Raw genomic sequence first — 16,712 nt, 5'->3', positions numbered from 1 at the left:
TGAATCTTTGATATACCTTTGTATGCGGCGAAGATCGCTGCAACGTGTAATGATTTACAGATCACTTTACCGCAGGAGGCACCATGATTGACCTGTATTACGCGCCTACTCCCAACGGTCACAAAATTACCCTGTTTCTGGAGGAGGTTGGCTTACCTTACCGTATCCACCGCGTAAACATCAGCGCCGGCGACCAGTTCAAGCCGGACTTTCTGAGCATTTCACCCAACAACAAAATCCCGGCGATTGTCGATCAGCAACCGGTTGACGGCGGTGCGCCTATCAGCCTGTTCGAATCCGGCGAAATCCTGCTGTATCTGGCGGAGAAAACCGGCAAGTTGCTGAGCAAAGGGCTGCGTGAGCGCGCCGCCACGCTGCAGTGGCTGTTCTGGCAGGTAGCAGGCTTCGGGCCCATGCTCGGGCAGAACCATCATTTCAACCATTACGCGCCGCAGCCGGTGCCTTACGCCATCGAACGTTACCACCTGGAAACCAAGCGCCTGTATGGCGTGCTGGAAGCCGAGCTGCAAAAGCACCCGTACCTGGGCGGCGACAACTACAGCATTGCCGATATCGCCACCTATCCCTGGGTGGTTTCGCATCCGCGCCAGCGCATTGATCTGGCGGATTATCCGGCAGTACGCAACTGGTTCGAACGCATCAGCAACCGCCCGGCGACCGGGCGCGCCTACAAGCTGGCCGAACAGGGTTAACCGCCCGACTCCCCGGCCTCCGGGGAGTTTTCTCCAGCGCGTTATCTTTTCCCTACTTTCCGTGTATTCTGAGCGCCAATAATCAGACCTGTGGAGACTCTCTGATGTCATTCAGTCAACCCGACGCCATTATTCGTATCAAAAATCTGCGGTTGCGTACTTTCATCGGTATCAAGGAAGAAGAAATCAACAACCGCCAGGACGTCCTGATTAACGTAGCAATCCACTACCCGGCGGATAAGGCGCGCAATAGCGAAAACATCGACGACGCGCTCAACTACCGCACCATCACCAAAGCGATCATCCGCCATGTTGAAGATAACCGCTTCGCTCTGCTGGAAAAATTAACTCAGGATGTGCTCGATATCGTGAAAGAACATGCCTGGGTAACCTATGCTGAAGTAGAGATCGATAAACTACTGGCCCTGCGTTATGCCGACTCGGTTTCCATGACCATGAGTTATCGCCGGGGCTGAAACAATAGCGTATCAGGGAGGTTGACCATGCGGATCCTGATCACCGGCGCCACAGGATTGATAGGGAGCAGCCTGACGCAGCGGCTGCTGAGTCTGTCTCACTCAATCACGGTACTGACCCGTGACGTACAACGTGCGCATGAACGGTTTGGCGAACAAGTCAGCTACTGGTCAACGTTGCAGGACCAAACGTCGCTGGACGGCTTTGACGCCGTGATCAACCTGGCCGGTGAGCCTATCGCCGATAAACGCTGGAGCAAGGCGCAGAAAGAGCGCCTGTGTCACAGCCGTTGGGATCTGACCGAACGGTTAGCGGCGTTGATTAACGCCGGCAGCTCGCCGCCCGGCGTGCTGATTTCCGGTTCCGCCGCCGGCTACTATGGCGATCAGGGCCAGGCGGTAGTCACCGAAGATGAAGCTCCGCATGACGAATTCACCCATCAGCTCTGCCAAAGGTGGGAATCCCTGGCGCTGCAAGCGCAAAGCGACGCGACCCGTGTCTGCCTGCTGCGCACCGGCGTGGTGCTGGCAAGCAAAGGCGGAGCGCTGGCGAAAATGCTGCCGCCGTTCCGTCTGGGGCTGGGCGGGCCGATAGGCAATGGCCGCCAATATCTGCCCTGGATACATCTCGACGACATGGTCAACGGTATTCTTTATTTGCTGGAACACGCCACCCTGCAGGGCCCCTTCAATATGGTAGCCCCCTACCCGGTGCATAACGAACAGTTCGCAGCCCAACTCGCCAACGTGCTCGATCGCCCGGCGTTTTTGCGCGTGCCGGCATTTGCCATGCGTTTACTGATGGGAGAAGCGGCGGTGCTGGTCTTGGGCGGCCAACGGGCGGTGCCGAGACGGCTGGAGGAGGCGGGGTTCAGTTTCCGCTTTCTGGAGCTGGAACAGGCGCTGGATGACGTTATCAATCAACGGATCGACGCCCGCTGAGGGGAATGCCGGGGCCCGGCGGAGCAGGGCCCCGGCAACCGATTATTTTAAAGCGCCGGAAAGGAACTGCTGCAGGCGCGGGCTTTTTGGATTGCCAAACAGCTCAGCCGGTGGCCCCTGCTCTTCAATAAGCCCCTTATGCAGGAAAATCACGTGGCTTGATACATGGCGCGCAAATTCCATCTCGTGCGTCACCACCACCATGGTTTTCCCCTCTTCAGCCAGCTTCTGCATGATGCGCAGCACTTCCCCCACCAGCTCCGGATCCAGTGCCGACGTCGGTTCATCAAACAACAGCACCTCCGGTTCCATTGCCAACGCACGGGCGATGGACACGCGCTGCTGCTGGCCACCCGACAGATGCACCGGGTATTTGCCGCGCGCACGTTCGTCGATGCCTACCTTATCCAGATAACGCACCGCGCGCTCGCGCGCTTCGGTCTTGCTCAACCCCAGCACCTGCACCGGCGCTTCCATCACGTTCTCCAGCACCGTCATGTGGCTCCACAGGTTAAAGTGCTGGAACACCATGGTCAGACGAGTACGCAGCAATTGCAGCTGTTTCTTGTCAAACACCTTCAGTTGGCCGTCCTTGTCGCGCACCATGCGAATATCTTCATTATTCAGGCTGATGGAGCCTTCGCTGGGTTTCTCCAGGAAGTTAATGCAGCGCAAAAAGGTGCTTTTACCGGACCCCGAAGAGCCAATGATGCTAATCACATCCCCTGCATTCGCCGCCAGCGACACGCCTTTCAGTACTTCGTGTTCCCCATAACGCTTATGCAGTTCAGTGACGGCTAATTTATTTTCAGACATGGTTTTTCCCCGTCATTATCAGTGACTAACGTGCGCCATCCAGCGTTTTTCGGCCTTGCGGAACAGGCTGATCAATACGTAGGAGATCGCCAGATACAGCACAGCCGCGATGCCGAAGGCATAGAATGGCTGATAGGTCGCCGCGTTGATATCTCGCGCTATCTTCAACAGATCCGGCACGGTGGCGGTAAACGCCAGAGCCGTGGAATGCAGCATCAGGATCACTTCGTTGCTGTAAGCCGGCAGCGCGGTGCGCAGCGCCGAAGGCAGAATGATGCAGCGGTACATTTTGAAGCGAGAGAACCCATAGGCGCTGGCCGCCTCAATTTCACCGTGCGGCACCGCGCGGATCGCCCCGGCGAAGATCTCGGTGGTGTAGGCGCAGGTGTTCAACGTCAGCGCCAGAATGGTGCAGTTGAGCCCGCTGCGGAAGAACGCGTTGAGGAAATCCGTACCTCGCACGATCTCCAGGCTGTACATCCCCGAATAAAACACCAACAGCTGCACATACAGCGGCGTGCCGCGGAATATGTAGGTGTAGAGCCACACAGGAAAACGCACCCAGGAGATTGAGGAAACGCGCGCTACCGCCATAGGTATCGCCAGCAAGCCGCCCATCACCACCGATGAGATCAGCAGCCACAACGTGACCGCCACACCGGTGAAGCGGTAGCCGTCGCTCCACAGCAGCGATTGCCCATACTGTTGCAAAATCTCGATCATAATTCGGCCCTCTTGACGCCCAATGAATAACGCCGTTCAAGCCACAACAACACGCCATTGGAAACGGTGGTAAAAATCAGATAAACCACACCGGCCACTATCGCAAAGAAGAATGGCTGATAGGTGCCTTTGCCGGCCAGTTGAGTGGCCTTCACCACGTCGTTCAGACCCAGAATCGACACCAGCGCCGTCGCCTTGAGGATTACCTGCCAGTTGTTGCCGATGCCCGGCAGGGCAAAACGCATCATTGCAGGGAACAAAATGCGGCGGAATATCTGTGAGCCTGAAAAACCGTAGGCGGTAGCCGCCTCGATCTGCCCCTTCGGCACCGCCATATAAGCGCCGCGAAAGGTTTCCGTGAAATAGGCACCATAGATAAAACCGAGGGTAATAATCCCCGCGCTGAGCGGATCGATATCAATTTGCGAAAAGCCGAGCAGTTCTGTGAGGTTGTTCAGCGCAATCTGCAGGCCGTAGAAAATCAGCAGCATCAGCACCAAATCAGGCACGCCTCGGATCAGCGTGGTATAGGCACCAAACAGCGTAGAAAGCAGGCGGTTATGGGAAAGCTTGCCGCCGGCACCGATCAAACCAATCACCAGCGCCAGCAGTACGGAACTGAGGGCCAGTTCCAGCGTCACCAGAGCGCCCTCAAATATCAGTTGGGAATAGCCTTGCAGCATCTACTTCACCCTGTCGTCATTGGAGCCCGAACCATCGGGGCCAGCAGGCCGGCCCCGTAGTCACACCATGGAACGGTACGTGGGATTAACCGCCGTAGACGTCAAAATCGAAGTATTTTTTCGCAAACTTGTCGTAAGTGCCGTCTTTGCGCATGTCGGCAAAGGCTTTATCCAGCGCCGCCTTCAGTTCGGTATCGGTCTTGCGCAGCCCCATACCGGTGCCCACGCCAAAGAACTTGTCATCCTTCACCGATTCGCCGGCGAAAGCGTAATCCTTGCCCGGAGGCTGCTTCAGGAAGCCGTCGCTGCCCGCCACTTCATCCTGGAAGGCGGCATCGATACGGCCGGATGCCAGGTCGGCATATACCAGGTCCTGGTTCTGGTAAGGCACCACGGTGATGCCCTTAGGCTGCCACATGGCGTTCGCGTAGGCTTCCTGGGTGGTGCCCTGCAGCACGCCCACGCTCTTGCCTTTCAGCGCGTCCACCGTTGGCAGCAGCTTCGAGCCTTTCGGCGCGATCAGACGGGCGTTAGCGGCGTACAACTTGTCGGTAAAGGCAATTTCCTGCTGGCGCTTTTCAGTGATCGACAAAGAAGAAATGATGGCGTCAATTTTCTTCGCCTTCAGAGAGGGGATCAGTGCGTCAAAATCGCTTTCCACAAAGGTACATTGGGTATTTATGCGTTTGCACAGCTCTTTGGCCAGATCGATATCAAAGCCGACCAACTCACCTTTGGCATTTTTGGATTCAAATGGTGCATAGGTCGGATCGGTACCTATCTTCAGCGTCGATGGTAGCGCGGCGAATGCGCTGCTTACTGCGCTCAAAGCCAAGACTAAAGGAAGAACCTTAACCAGCTTTTTCATAAATTACCCTCAAATTGATTTTTCTGATGCCACTGCGGGCATTACTTTCCCACCAAATCAATTTGCAGTAATCGTGCCACATTTGTTGCTGTAGGCGGAGGGAACGGCTCCGGCCTTCACAAAACTGTTTCCTGGGACGATAACCGCAAAAATAAATCGGCCAGTCAGGGCCGCGTCACGGGCAATGACAAAATGCCAGAGCCTTGAAACAGTGAACGTGATGGAGTGGGATCATTATGGTGCATGTGCCGCCCTAATTCAGTGCGGTGTTGCACAAATGTGCCAAATTGGGGATAAATTTGTTAATTGGAGCCTTGCCAGCGGGTGAACAAATCTTTCGGTAATTCAATGTCGAACTGATCGACCACCCGATTCACGGTTTGATCGATGATGTCATCGACGCTTTTCGGTTGGTGATAAAAAGCCGGTACCGGTGGCATGATCACCGCGCCCATCTCCGCCGCCTGCGTCATCAGGCGCAAATGGCCGAGATGCAACGGGGTTTCGCGCACGCACAACACCAGCCGGCGGCGCTCCTTCAGGACCACATCGGCGGCGCGCGTCAGCAGGCCGTCGCTATAGCTGTTGGCGATACCGGATAACGTCTTGATTGAGCAAGGTAAAATCACCATACCCAGGGTTTTGAACGAGCCGGAAGAAATACTGGCACCGATGTCGCGCGCGTCATGCACCACGTCAGCCAACGCCTGCACTTCACGCAGACCGAGCTCGGTTTCCAGCGAAAGCGTTTGCCGCGCCGCGTTGCTCATCACCAAATGGGTTTCCACCTCTGCGACGTCACGCAATGCCTGCAACAGGCGCACGCCGTAGATGGCGCCGCTGGCGCCGGAAATACCGATGATGAGTCGTTTCATAAAGCTGGCCTCTGCCGAAGAGAAAGTAGGATCAGGCAGACTTTGCCGGAATGGCGGTGCATAAGCAAGTCGGGGAGGATAATGCACCGCGACAAACGCCGCGGTGCACCTTTTTGGCTAGCGCTTAGGCTTAACCTTCGTTATGCATTTCCAGATTTTCTGCTTCGGTCTGGCCACGCATCGCCTGGGCGTCGTCGTTGCGCAGCGATTCCAGATACTCGAGGTAGTTCTGGTCTACGTCCTTGGTGACATAGATGCCGTTAAACACCGAGCATTCGAACTGGCTGATGTCCGGGTTCTCTTCGCGCACCGCTTCGATCAGATCGTTCAGATCCTGGAAGATCAGACCGTCGGCACCGATGATTTGGCGGATTTCGTCCACTTCACGGCCGTGGGCAATCAGTTCGTTGGCACTCGGCATATCAATGCCGTACACGTTCGGGAAACGAATTTCCGGCGCAGCAGAAGCCAGATAAACGCGTTTCGCCCCGGCGTCACGCGCCATCTCAACGATCTGCTCGGACGTGGTACCACGGACGATAGAGTCATCCACCAGCAGCACGTTCTTGTCGCGGAACTCGGCGCGGTTGGCGTTCAGCTTGCGGCGTACCGACTTACGGCGCGCCTGCTGGCCCGGCATGATGAAGGTACGGCCGACGTAGCGGTTCTTCACAAAACCCTGGCGATACGGCTTATCCAGGATACGCGCGATTTCCAACGCGATATCGCAGGACGTTTCCGGGATCGGGATCACCACGTCGATGTCCAAATCTTCCCATTCACGGGCAATCTTCTCACCCAGCTTCTGCCCCATGCGCACACGGGCGCTGTAGACCGAAATCTTGTCCATAAAGGAATCTGGACGTGCGAAGTAGACGAATTCGAACAGGCACGGGTTGGTTTTCGGGTTCTCTGCGCACTGGCGGGTGAACAGTTGGCCCTTCTCGGTGATGTACACCGCTTCGCCCGGCGCCACGTCGCGCAGGAACTCGAAGCCCAACGTATCCAGCGCTACGCTCTCGGAAGCCACCATATACTCGTTACGGCCATCTTCAAGCTGGCGTTTGCCGATCACCAGCGGGCGGATGCCGTTCGGGTCGCGGAACGCCAGCAGACCGTGGCCGATGATCATCGCCACGCAGGCGTAAGCGCCACGCAGTTGCTGATGCATGGCGGCAACGGCGGTGAAAATGTTGTCTGACTCCAGCGGATAATCCTGGAAACGGTCCAGCTCACTGGCCAGTACGTTCAGCAGGATCTCGGAATCGGAGGTGGTGTTGATATGGCGGCGACCGCTTTCAAACAGCGATTGGCGCAGCTCATGGGCGTTGGTCAGGTTGCCGTTATGGGCCAGCGTAAGGCCGAACGGCGAGTTTACATAGAATGGTTGAGCCTCTGAGGCACTGGAGCTGCCAGCCGTCGGGTAGCGCACATGGCCAATACCCATGTTGCCCTGCAAGCGCTGCATATGGCGTGCCTCAAACACATCCTTCACCAGACCATTTGCTTTACGCAGACGGAACCCGTTGTGGGCATCTATGGTGACGATGCCTGCGGCATCCTGGCCACGGTGCTGAAGCACCATCAACGCATCATAAATCGACTGGTTTACCGGCATAAAACCGGCGATACCGACAATACCGCACATGTTGTCTTTTCCTCATCAGCGCTACCGCCCCGGTAAATGGGTCGGTAAGAAACTCGACGTGCTCTGCAGGTAGTCAAAGAACCACCTGATGATATAACTGAACTGGGGAATGAGCTGTGACTGTTTCCAGTCGTCACTTTGCGAGAAGCCGGTAAAGGTATCCAGGAAAAACAGCATCGCCGAAACGATCAACACGCCGCGCAGTGCGCCGAAACAGACGCCCAGCACCCGGTCGGTGCCTGATAACCCGGTTTTCTCTACCAGTGAGCTAATCACATAGTTGACAATAGCTCCTACGATCAGGGTCGCAATAAACAAGATGGCAATCGCGATGCCGTTTCGCACCAGTTCATCTTCAAAACGAGTGAAGTAGACCGCAAGGTAAGAGTAGAAATGGCTGGCAACAAAAAACGCACATCCCCATGTCACAAGTGACAATGCTTCGCGAACAAACCCTCGGATCAGGCTCACCAGAGCCGAAAATCCAATCACCGCTATAATGACGTAATCAATCCAGACCATGAACTATTCCAATGATGAATCGCCCCTGCATCCAATTCGCGGCGAATTCTAACAGAAAAAGAAAACGTTTGCGTAGGGGATTTCCTAGCACGTTACAAATAAAAAACGGCGATAAAAAAATTCCCAATCGCCGCGCCTACATAGGCCGTTTTGCCTGTGAAAGGCACATTTTTAATAGTGATTACACCAGCACTCATCGATTCAGGGGCACAGCATGCTGTGCCCCAATCCTGTCAACGTGCGCCGTAGGGCTTCACCTGGCCGCTCAAACCGCTGATGGAGTTCAGCGCAGACAGCGAAGACTGCAGCTTCTGTTTTGAAGCGTCCGGGCCAACGTAGATCCGGGTGATCTGCCCCTGCACCGGCGTTGACGGCACGGTGAAGGCGCGATAGCCGGACAGCCTGAGCGACGCCACGACCTCATTCACCTTGGCGGCGTTTTTCAGCGCCCCCAGTTGCACCACATAAGCCTGCCCTGCCGGCGCTTTCTCTTCTGCGGCCGGTTTCGGTTCTGGCTTAGGTTCTGGTTTAGGTTCTGGCTTCGGCTCAACTTTGGGCTCAGCTTTAACCTCCGGAACAACCTCAGGCTTCGGCTGAACAACCGGTTTCGGCTGCTGCACCGGCTTTGGCTTCACTTCCACCGGCTTGGTTTCAACCGGTTTTGGCTTCACTTCTACCGGTTTGGTTTCGACCGGCTTCGGTTTCGGCTGTTGCACCGGGCGAGTTTCGACCGGCGGCGCGACCTGAACCGGTTGTTGCACCGTCTGGCGTGCGGCCTGCTGCGAGGCCGCTTCGTTCGCCGCCTGCTGCTCGACCAGTGCGCCCGCCCCTTCCGGCGGCTGCGCCGGCAAAGACTGGGTTACCGGCGGCACCACGTCGTTTTCTTCCACGTCACCCGGTTTCGGCACCAGGGGAATGGCCGCGAACTCATCCTCGTAATGTTTCTTTTTTCCATCCAGCAGCCCTGGCAGGATGATGACCCCCAGCGCGACCAGAATGACGGTTCCTACCAATCGGTTTTGAAATTTGCTTGCCACTCACACTCCCCGCATCTCGTCTAACGCCGCCATCACGTGCGCAACGGTGTGGAACGATCCACAGACGATCACAATATCCTGAACATCAGCGTCCTGCATAGCCTGACGCCAGGCAGTTTCGACATCGGCAAACTGCCGCGGTTCCGTCAAATGTTGCGCCAGCGATTCAACGCTGGCTCCACGCGGCCCTTCCAGCGGCGCGCAATACCATTCATCCACCTGTTCGCTCAGGCAAGCCAGCGTGCCGGCGATGTCTTTATCCGACAGCATGCCCACCACGGCACGCACCTTGCCGCCATTGCGCGGCAACTTGGCCAAACGCCCGGCCAGATAGCCTGCGGCGTGCGGGTTATGCGCCACGTCCAGGATCAGCATCGGATCCTGTCGCACAATCTGGAAGCGCCCAGGCAGCGTCGCCTGCTGCAGGCCGGTGAAGATCGCACGCTCATCGATTTCCAACTCGGAATAGTGCAGCGCCGCCAACGCGGTCGCGGCATTGGCTAGCGGGACGTTGGGCATCGGCAGGTCGGTCAGCCGCGTGCCGCCGCCTTCCCACTGCCAGCGTTCGCCCTGTTCGCTGTAATCCCAGGCTTCGCCACGGCGATACAGCGTCGCGCCCAGCGTTTCCGCCACCTCGCGGATGGTGTCAGGCATATCCGGCTCGCCCACCACCGCCGGCTTGCCGCCGCGGAAAATTCCGGCCTTCTCGCGGCCGATGCTTTCGCGATCGTTGCCCAGCCAGTCGGTATGATCCAGCGCGATGCTAGTGACCACAGCCACGCTCGGATCGACGATGTTGGTCGCATCCAGGCGGCCGCCAAGGCCAACTTCCAGGATCACCACGTCAAGCTTAGCCTGTTTGAACAGTTGCAGCGCCGACAGGGTGCCAAATTCGAAATAGGTCAGTGAGGTTTCACCCCGGCCCGCCTCAATGGCGGCGAACGAACGGCAGTGCTCCGTTTCGCTCAGCTCGTCGCCCTGAATGCGCACCCGTTCGGTATAGCGCACCAGATGCGGCGAACTGTAAACGCCAACGCGCAGACCGGCCGCCATCAAAATGGCTTCCAGAGTCCGGCAAGTCGTGCCTTTGCCGTTGGTGCCGGCAACGGTGAACACCGTCGGTGCGGGAGTGAGTAAATCAAGATGCGCCGCAACGCGCTGTACGCGTTCCAGGCCAAGTTCGATCGCCTGGCTGTGCAGACGTTCAAGATAATAAAGCCACGAGCTCAATGGCGACGTGGCTTGGGGAATTTGGTGGTTTTGCATGAGTCCCATCACTGATTGGGTTCATTGATCCATCAGGGCACCCCCCTCACCGCGGTAAAGGCGATGCTCTCCGTAACACCCGTCACCTTTCAAGCTGCAGCGAGTTGACCGCAACGTGAAATTCATAGGGCATATCAGCCGGCCTTTAGCCACAAAACGACGGCTGAACCCCGCGCGGGCTTGCACCTGCGCGGGTGATTTATCGGCCTCAGGCGTCGGCCTGATTTTCCTGTGCGACTACCGGCTCCGCCTCATCGAAATGCGGCTGCGGCTGGTTGGTCAGCTTGGAAAGGATACTCGCCAGAGTGCGGCGCATTTCCGGACGGCGCACGATCATATCGATGGCGCCTTTTTCAATCAGGAACTCACTGCGCTGGAAGCCCGGCGGCAGTTTTTCACGCACGGTCTGCTCGATAACGCGCGGGCCGGCAAAGCCGATCAGCGCTTTCGGCTCGGCGATGTTGATATCGCCCAGCATCGCCAGACTGGCGGAAACGCCACCCATAGTCGGGTCGGTCAGTACCGAAATGTACGGCAGACCACGTTCCTGCAGTTTCGCCAGCGCTGCGCTGGTCTTCGCCATTTGCATCAGCGACATCAGCGCTTCCTGCATACGCGCACCGCCACTGGCTGAGAAACACACCAGCGGGCAGTTGTCTTCCAGCGCCTGTTCAACCGCGCGCACGAAACGTGCACCGACCACGGAAGACATGGAACCGCCGATAAAAGCAAATTCGAAAGAAGCGGCGACAATCGGCATGCCGTACAGCGTGCCTTTCATCACGACCAGCGCATCTTTCTCGCCGGTCGCTTTCTGTGCGGCAACCAGACGATCTTTATACTTTTTGGAATCCTTGAACTTCAGAACATCTTTCGGCTCCAGTTCGCTGCCCAGTTCTACCTCACTGCCCTCGTCCAGCAGGGTATGCAGGCGCATGCGCGCAGTCATGCGCATGTGGTGGTCGCACTTAGGACACACTTCCAGATTACGTTCCAGCTCGGCGCGATAGAGAACCTGACCGCAGCTGTCACATTTGGTCCAGACCCCTTCAGGAATGCTCGCCTTACGGGTTTGTGTAATATTGCTCTTGTTAAGAATTCGTTCAATCCAGCTCATCGATGACCTTTCTGTTTGAACCTGGCACATGCCAGTCCGCTGTTCATGCTTTAACAATCCCCCCGCAGACAGACCCAATGAAAAAGTGCCCGAGTGAAACGCGACAAACGCGTGACCGAGGCACTGGCTTCAGGGTTTGCTCGCAGGAACAGACCATAAATGTCGCTCATTAAACCATATCGGCCCGACACTGTGGATAAAAAACTGGTCGAACCGACAGGTTAAGCGATGTTTTTACTGTTTTTGCTGGCGGGCAGCCGCGCGCTTATGGCGCCAGATTTCAATGATGCCCGGCAAAATTGAAACCAGGATGATCGCCAGGATCAACAGTTTCAGGTTTTCCTGCACGATCGGCAAATCACCGAAAAGGTAGCCAGCATAAGTGAAGAGCAGCACCCAAACCAGCGCGCCAATCACGTTGTAGGCAGCGAAATGACGGTAGGACATTTTCCCCATACCGGCGACGAACGGCGCAAATGTACGCACGATCGGCACAAATCGCGCCAAAATAATCGTTTTCCCACCGTGTTTTTCATAAAACTGATGGGTTTTATCCAGATAGCTGCGGCGGAAAATTTTCGAATTCGGGTTACTGAACAGCTTATCGCCGAACAGCCGGCCAATAGTATAGTTCACCGCGTCACCGAGGATCGCAGCCCCGACCATCAACGCAACCATGGTATGCACATTCAGATCGTTAGTCGGCAGCGCCGCCAGCGCGCCGGCGACAAACAGCAGAGAATCTCCCGGCAGGAAAGGCGTAACCACCAGACCGGTTTCGCAAAACAGGATCAGGAACAAAATGGCATAGACCCACATGCCGTATTGCGCGACCAGTTCGGCCAAATGCACGTCAATATGCAAAATAAAATCAATCACAAACTTGATGATGTCCATAGATTCTCTCTTTTTACCGGGTGTCTCACCCACCCGGCAGATGTACAAGGGAGCAACGCGTCGGGCGCGCCGGCGTCTAATTGTCAGCTAAAACTAATCGTCGGGTAAAAACAGCGGCCCCATTGGCGGCCGGGGCAAACCAAAATGCTCAGGATAATCGACGGACACCAGATACAAGCCTTCGGCACGCGCCGTCGCCGCAGCCAGATTCCGATCCTTCAGCGCCAGCAGTTCGGCCATCCAGTTCTCACTCTGATTGCCGCAGCCGATTTCCATCAGGCTGCCGACAATGTTGCGTACCATATGGTGCACAAAGGCATTCGCCTTAATATCTACCACGATATACTCGCCGTAGCGCGTAACCTTAACGTGTTTTACGTTACGCCATGGCGTGCGCGACTGACATTGCACGGCGCGGAACGACGTAAAATCGTTCTCGCCCAGCAGCGCCTGCGCCGCCCTTTCCATCCGTTCGGCATCCAGCGGGTGATAAAAATGGGTCACCCCCTGCTGCAACACCGCCGGGCGGTAGCGGTGGTTATAAATAATGTAGCGGTAACGACGCGCGGTGGCGCTGAAACGCGCATGGAAATCTTCGGCCACACCGGTCACCCAACGCACGGCAATATCCGGCGGCAGATGGGTATTTACCCCCATCGTCCAGGCGGCGTCCTTGCGCTGCGCGGTGGTTTCAAAATGCACCACCTGGCCGGTAGCGTGCACGCCGGCGTCGGTACGTCCGGCGCACAATACGCTAATCGGCGCATTCGCCACCTTGCTCAACGCCTGTTCCAGACTGGCCTGTACGCTGGCGACTTCCTGCTGACGCTGCCAGCCGTAATAACGGCTGCCGTCATATTCAATCCCCAGCGCGATTTTTAACCTCGGCTGGGTGGGCAAGACAACTTCAGACATCAGTACATCTGCTCCTGCACCAGACGCTCTGCGGTTTCGATCGCCATCAGCGCGCCGCCGAAGCGCACGTTGTCCGCCACCGACCAGAACTGCAGGATTTCAGGAATGCCGTAGTCATTGCGCAAGCAGCCGACGCTCAACGCATCGCTGCCGGACGCTTCCGTTACCTGAGTCGGGTAGTCGTCTTCTTCGCTCAGTTGGATATCATCCACCTGCTCCAGCTCGCTGCGCGCTTCTTCGGCAGAAATCGGGCGCAGCGCTTCCAGGTGAACCACTTGCGCGTGGCCGTAAAACACCGGCGACTGTACGCAGCTCACGGAAATCGGCAACCCTTCGTCCTGCAGGACTTTGCGCACCTGATCGACAATCAAGCGTTCTTCGCGCACGCTGCCCTGCTCGTCGGCCAGCAGCGGTAGCAGGTTGAACGCCAGTTGCTTGGCGAAAACGCCCGGCTCGGCCGGAATGCCGTTCAGCAAGCGCGCGCTCTGGCCGGCCAGATCGTCCACCGCCACTTTGCCGCGTGCCGATACCGACATCAGAGTGGTGACGTGCAGACGGGAAAGCCCGGCCTGCTCGGTCAAAGGTTTGATCGCCGTCAGCAGTTGGCTGACCATGCTGTCGGCCACGGCGACAATATTACGGTTGCGGTAATCCGCCAGCACCTGCGGGTTAACGCCAGGCACCACCAGCGGTACATCCGGCTCCAGCGCAAACAGGCCGCTGGTGTCGATCACCAGACACCCCATGTTGCCGGCGTCTTCCGCATAGCGGGCCGCCGCCTCGGTACCGGCGACAAAGAACGCCAGTTGCGCCTGTGACCAGTCAAATTCTTCCGCTTTTTGCACCAGCACCGACTTGCCGTTGAAGCGTACCGTTGCCCCGGCGCCGCGTTCACTGGCCAAAGGATAGAGTTCGCCCACCGGGAACTGGCGTTCCTGTAATAATTCCAGCAACGCTTCACCTACCGCGCCAGTGGCGCCAAGCAGAGCGATATTCCAGCCGTCAGACATTGGGTTTCTCCAGAGTATTCATTTAAAAAGCAGACGGGCAGTGTTGCCACCGCCCGATAATCCTTTGCCGCCTATTATAGCGGCGATTGCTTAAGGCAACCTTACGTATTGGGCGCGATGCCTTTAAGGCAAGGAGCCGGATACCGACCCCTTACAGCACGCTGAAGCCCAGCTTGTGCAGCAGTTCCGCACTGGCGCTGTCATTGCACTGGACGCGCAATGAGGACCATTCACGGCGCTCCTGATAATGCTTGCGCAGGCGATCGAATTCGCCCGCTTGCCCAGCCACTTTGCGCAGCGGCGCATCATCGCGGCGCACATCATACACCAAGTGCATCAATCGTTTTAATTTGCCTTCATCCAGCGGCCCGTTCAACTGGATCTGGCTGAATTCCGGCACCGGCAGCAGCGAGGCCAGCTCAATCTGCTGTGGCTGACCCACATGGCGGCTGAAGGCCTCGAACACCTGAGTGGTGCCCCGCGCCTTGCCTTCCAGCGTGTAACCGGCGATATGCGCAGTGCCGATATCCACCCGCGCCAGCAGCGGTAATGAAAGCTCCGGTTCCGGTTCCCAAACGTCCAGCACCGTGCTCAGCTTTTTGCCTTTCTCCAGCGCCAGCAGCAGCGCGGCGTTATCCACCACCTCGCCACGGCAGGCATTGATCAGGATACGGTTGTCGGGCAGCGCCGCCAGCAACTCGGCGTCAACCAAGTGCAGCGAGCGATAGGGACCGGATTTATTCAGCGGCGTATGGAACGTCAGCACATCGGCTTCCGCCACCAGTTTTTCCAGCGGCCAGAACTCACCGGCGTCACCACGTTCTGCGCGCGGCGGATCGCACAGCAGCGTACGGACGCCCAAGGCTTTAAGGCGGGCATCCAGGCGCGAACCTACGTTGCCCACACCAATAATACCGACGGTTTTGTCGCGCAACTGAAAACCGTCGCGTTCGGCCAGCAGCATCAGCGCAGAGAACACATATTCCACTACCGCAATGGCGTTACAGCCTGGCGCTGCGGAAAACCCGATGCCCTGCTGTTTCAGCCAGGCATCATCCACATGGTCAGTACCGGCGGTGGCGGTGCCGACGAAACCGATGCGAGTACCGGCCAGCAGATCTTCATTCACTTTAGTCACCGAACGCACCATCAGCGCATCGGCATCCGCCAGCGCATCACGCGGGATCGGGCGGCCAGGCACCGCCTGCACATCCCCCAAACGACTGAACAATTCAGCCGCGTACGGCATATTTTCATCAACCAGGATTTTCACTTGTTGCTCCGACGATTTGCGACTTATTTTGGCTGGGAAAGAGTGTGCCACCGAATCAGGCCCGGCGAAAGCGTTCGGGCGTGCTGCCGGCAATTTGCTGAAACATGACGATAAACGCCGAGGCCGAGCTGTATCCCACCTCCAGCGCGACGTTCTGCACGGTTTTGCCCTGTTCAAGCAGCGAAACGGCATGCAGGAAACGCAACCGCTGGCGCCACTCACTGAATGACATGCCCAGCTCTTGCCGGCAACGGCGTGACAGGGTGCGTTCGGTGGTATAGACCCGGGCGGCCCAGTCGGCGAGCGAGGTGTTGTCCGACGGGCAATGCTCCAGCGCTTCCAGCACCGGCGCCAGGAATTTATCTTCGGACGACGGCAAATAAGTTTGCTGGACCGGCGACAGATGCAGTTGATCGATCAGCGCCCGACACAGACGCAAATCCTGTTTGTCGTGCGGGATGTATTGTTTGCGTGCGTAAAAATCTTCGGCGATGGCGCGGAAAATCGGCGTCACGCTCACCAGACAGGGGGCGGCCGGCAGCCCGACGCACAGCGACTGCATGATATCCACCATGCGGCACTGCGCCTGCCGCTGGTTGTAGCAGGAGTGCTCGATCCCCGCCGGCGCCCACAGCACAAATTCCGGCGGTGCCAAAAAACGTTGATTGCCGACCTTCATCACCATCACCCCGGTTTTCACCCACATCAGTTGCCCCCAAGGGTGGCTGTGCGGCTGGAATTCCGTGCGGGCATTAAACTCCTCGCAACGAAACTGCACCGGACGCGGCGCCGGGATCAAGGCTTCAGGAAAGTGACGGATTTCTGACATGGTTGCACACCGTGATTTGTCTTGTTGACACAAAATATTGTCTGGATATCGCTATATATAATAAACCGGACACGAGTAGACTAGCCAGCATGTCCGTCGTTA

At 57.2% G+C, this 16,712-nt stretch carries 18 protein-coding genes; 3 read left to right on the top strand and 15 right to left on the bottom strand.

The genetic code is table 11. The features are described 5' to 3' along the window. Positions 1-83 precede the first annotated feature (83 nt). The 3 genes from yfcG (at position 84) to ACTJJ1_RS16595 (ending at position 2,131) form a co-directional block, all read left to right on the top strand. Positions 84-713 carry a GSH-dependent disulfide bond oxidoreductase gene (yfcG, locus tag ACTJJ1_RS16605; RefSeq protein WP_004947314.1) on the top strand — a complete coding sequence of 210 codons (630 nt, stop codon included), beginning with the start codon at positions 84-86 and terminating at the stop codon, positions 711-713. 104 nt (positions 714-817) lie between these two features. Continuing rightward, entirely contained in the window at positions 818-1,189 is a 372-nt protein-coding gene (gene folX, locus ACTJJ1_RS16600; protein ID WP_004947317.1) for a dihydroneopterin triphosphate 2'-epimerase, read from the top strand. A 27-nt stretch (positions 1,190-1,216) separates the two neighbouring features. After that, the gene (locus ACTJJ1_RS16595; protein ID WP_004947320.1) at positions 1,217-2,131 is read left to right on the top strand and encodes a TIGR01777 family oxidoreductase; all 915 of its coding nucleotides are present in this window, start codon (positions 1,217-1,219) and stop codon (positions 2,129-2,131) included. Positions 2,132-2,173: 42 nt separating this feature from the next. Here ACTJJ1_RS16595 and hisP read toward each other — a convergent pair whose 3' ends face one another. The 15 genes from hisP to ACTJJ1_RS16520 all read right to left on the bottom strand — a co-directional run bounded on the left by hisP (position 2,174) and on the right by ACTJJ1_RS16520 (position 16,610). Then, positions 2,174-2,947 (bottom strand): histidine ABC transporter ATP-binding protein HisP, encoded by a 774-nt coding sequence (gene hisP / locus ACTJJ1_RS16590; protein WP_004947323.1) that lies wholly within the window; start codon positions 2,945-2,947, stop codon positions 2,174-2,176. An 18-nt stretch (positions 2,948-2,965) separates the two neighbouring features. Next, positions 2,966-3,670 carry an ABC transporter permease gene (locus ACTJJ1_RS16585; RefSeq protein WP_004947327.1) on the bottom strand — a complete coding sequence of 235 codons (705 nt, stop codon included), beginning with the start codon at positions 3,668-3,670 and terminating at the stop codon, positions 2,966-2,968. Next, positions 3,667-4,353, bottom strand: coding sequence for a histidine ABC transporter permease HisQ (locus ACTJJ1_RS16580; protein WP_004947330.1), 687 nt, complete (start codon positions 4,351-4,353; stop codon positions 3,667-3,669). The genes ACTJJ1_RS16585 and ACTJJ1_RS16580 overlap by 4 nt, the downstream gene beginning before the upstream one ends. 85 nt (positions 4,354-4,438) lie before the next feature. After that, a complete protein-coding gene (gene hisJ / locus ACTJJ1_RS16575) occupies positions 4,439-5,221 on the bottom strand; it encodes a histidine ABC transporter substrate-binding protein HisJ (RefSeq protein ID WP_004947333.1) in 783 nt (260 codons plus the stop codon). Between the two features lie 302 nt (positions 5,222-5,523). Continuing rightward, entirely contained in the window at positions 5,524-6,096 is a 573-nt protein-coding gene (locus tag ACTJJ1_RS16570) for a UbiX family flavin prenyltransferase (protein WP_004947335.1), read from the bottom strand. Between the two features lie 130 nt (positions 6,097-6,226). Beyond that, complete coding sequence (gene purF, locus ACTJJ1_RS16565) at positions 6,227-7,744, bottom strand: amidophosphoribosyltransferase (protein ID WP_004947338.1); 1,518 nt, start codon at positions 7,742-7,744, stop codon at positions 6,227-6,229. A gap of 21 nt (positions 7,745-7,765) precedes the next feature. Beyond that, positions 7,766-8,266, bottom strand: coding sequence for a colicin V production protein (gene cvpA / locus ACTJJ1_RS16560; protein ID WP_004947341.1), 501 nt, complete (start codon positions 8,264-8,266; stop codon positions 7,766-7,768). A 233-nt stretch (positions 8,267-8,499) separates the two neighbouring features. Next, a complete protein-coding gene (dedD, locus tag ACTJJ1_RS16555; protein WP_440834530.1) occupies positions 8,500-9,303 on the bottom strand; it encodes a cell division protein DedD in 804 nt (267 codons plus the stop codon). Further along, complete coding sequence (gene folC, locus ACTJJ1_RS16550) at positions 9,304-10,569, bottom strand: bifunctional tetrahydrofolate synthase/dihydrofolate synthase (protein ID WP_122289610.1); 1,266 nt, start codon at positions 10,567-10,569, stop codon at positions 9,304-9,306. Positions 10,570-10,777: 208 nt separating this feature from the next. Then, positions 10,778-11,686, bottom strand: a complete 909-nt coding sequence (accD, locus tag ACTJJ1_RS16545) for an acetyl-CoA carboxylase, carboxyltransferase subunit beta (protein WP_004947349.1) — start codon at positions 11,684-11,686, stop codon at positions 10,778-10,780. A 234-nt stretch (positions 11,687-11,920) separates the two neighbouring features. Continuing rightward, the gene (locus ACTJJ1_RS16540) at positions 11,921-12,583 is read right to left on the bottom strand and encodes a DedA family protein (protein ID WP_004947352.1); all 663 of its coding nucleotides are present in this window, start codon (positions 12,581-12,583) and stop codon (positions 11,921-11,923) included. 93 nt (positions 12,584-12,676) lie between these two features. Continuing rightward, positions 12,677-13,498: a tRNA pseudouridine(38-40) synthase TruA gene (truA, locus tag ACTJJ1_RS16535; protein WP_004947355.1), complete on the bottom strand. Its 822-nt coding sequence runs from the start codon at positions 13,496-13,498 to the stop codon at positions 12,677-12,679. Then, complete coding sequence (locus ACTJJ1_RS16530) at positions 13,498-14,508, bottom strand: aspartate-semialdehyde dehydrogenase (protein WP_004947358.1); 1,011 nt, start codon at positions 14,506-14,508, stop codon at positions 13,498-13,500. The genes truA and ACTJJ1_RS16530 overlap by 1 nt, the downstream gene beginning before the upstream one ends. Positions 14,509-14,659: 151 nt before the next feature. Continuing rightward, positions 14,660-15,781 carry a 4-phosphoerythronate dehydrogenase PdxB gene (gene pdxB, locus ACTJJ1_RS16525; protein WP_004947361.1) on the bottom strand — a complete coding sequence of 374 codons (1,122 nt, stop codon included), beginning with the start codon at positions 15,779-15,781 and terminating at the stop codon, positions 14,660-14,662. A gap of 55 nt (positions 15,782-15,836) precedes the next feature. Further along, on the bottom strand, positions 15,837-16,610 hold the full coding sequence (locus ACTJJ1_RS16520) for an AraC family transcriptional regulator (protein ID WP_421413247.1): 774 nt from the start codon (positions 16,608-16,610) through the stop codon (positions 15,837-15,839). Positions 16,611-16,712 lie beyond the last annotated feature (102 nt).

Origin of the sequence: Serratia sp. 22264 (genome assembly GCF_052045345.1) — a bacterium.
Lineage (GTDB): Bacteria > Pseudomonadota > Gammaproteobacteria > Enterobacterales > Enterobacteriaceae > Serratia > Serratia plymuthica.
The sequence above is the reverse complement of the archived record's forward strand: the minus strand, read 5'-3'. Positions and strand labels throughout refer to the sequence as shown.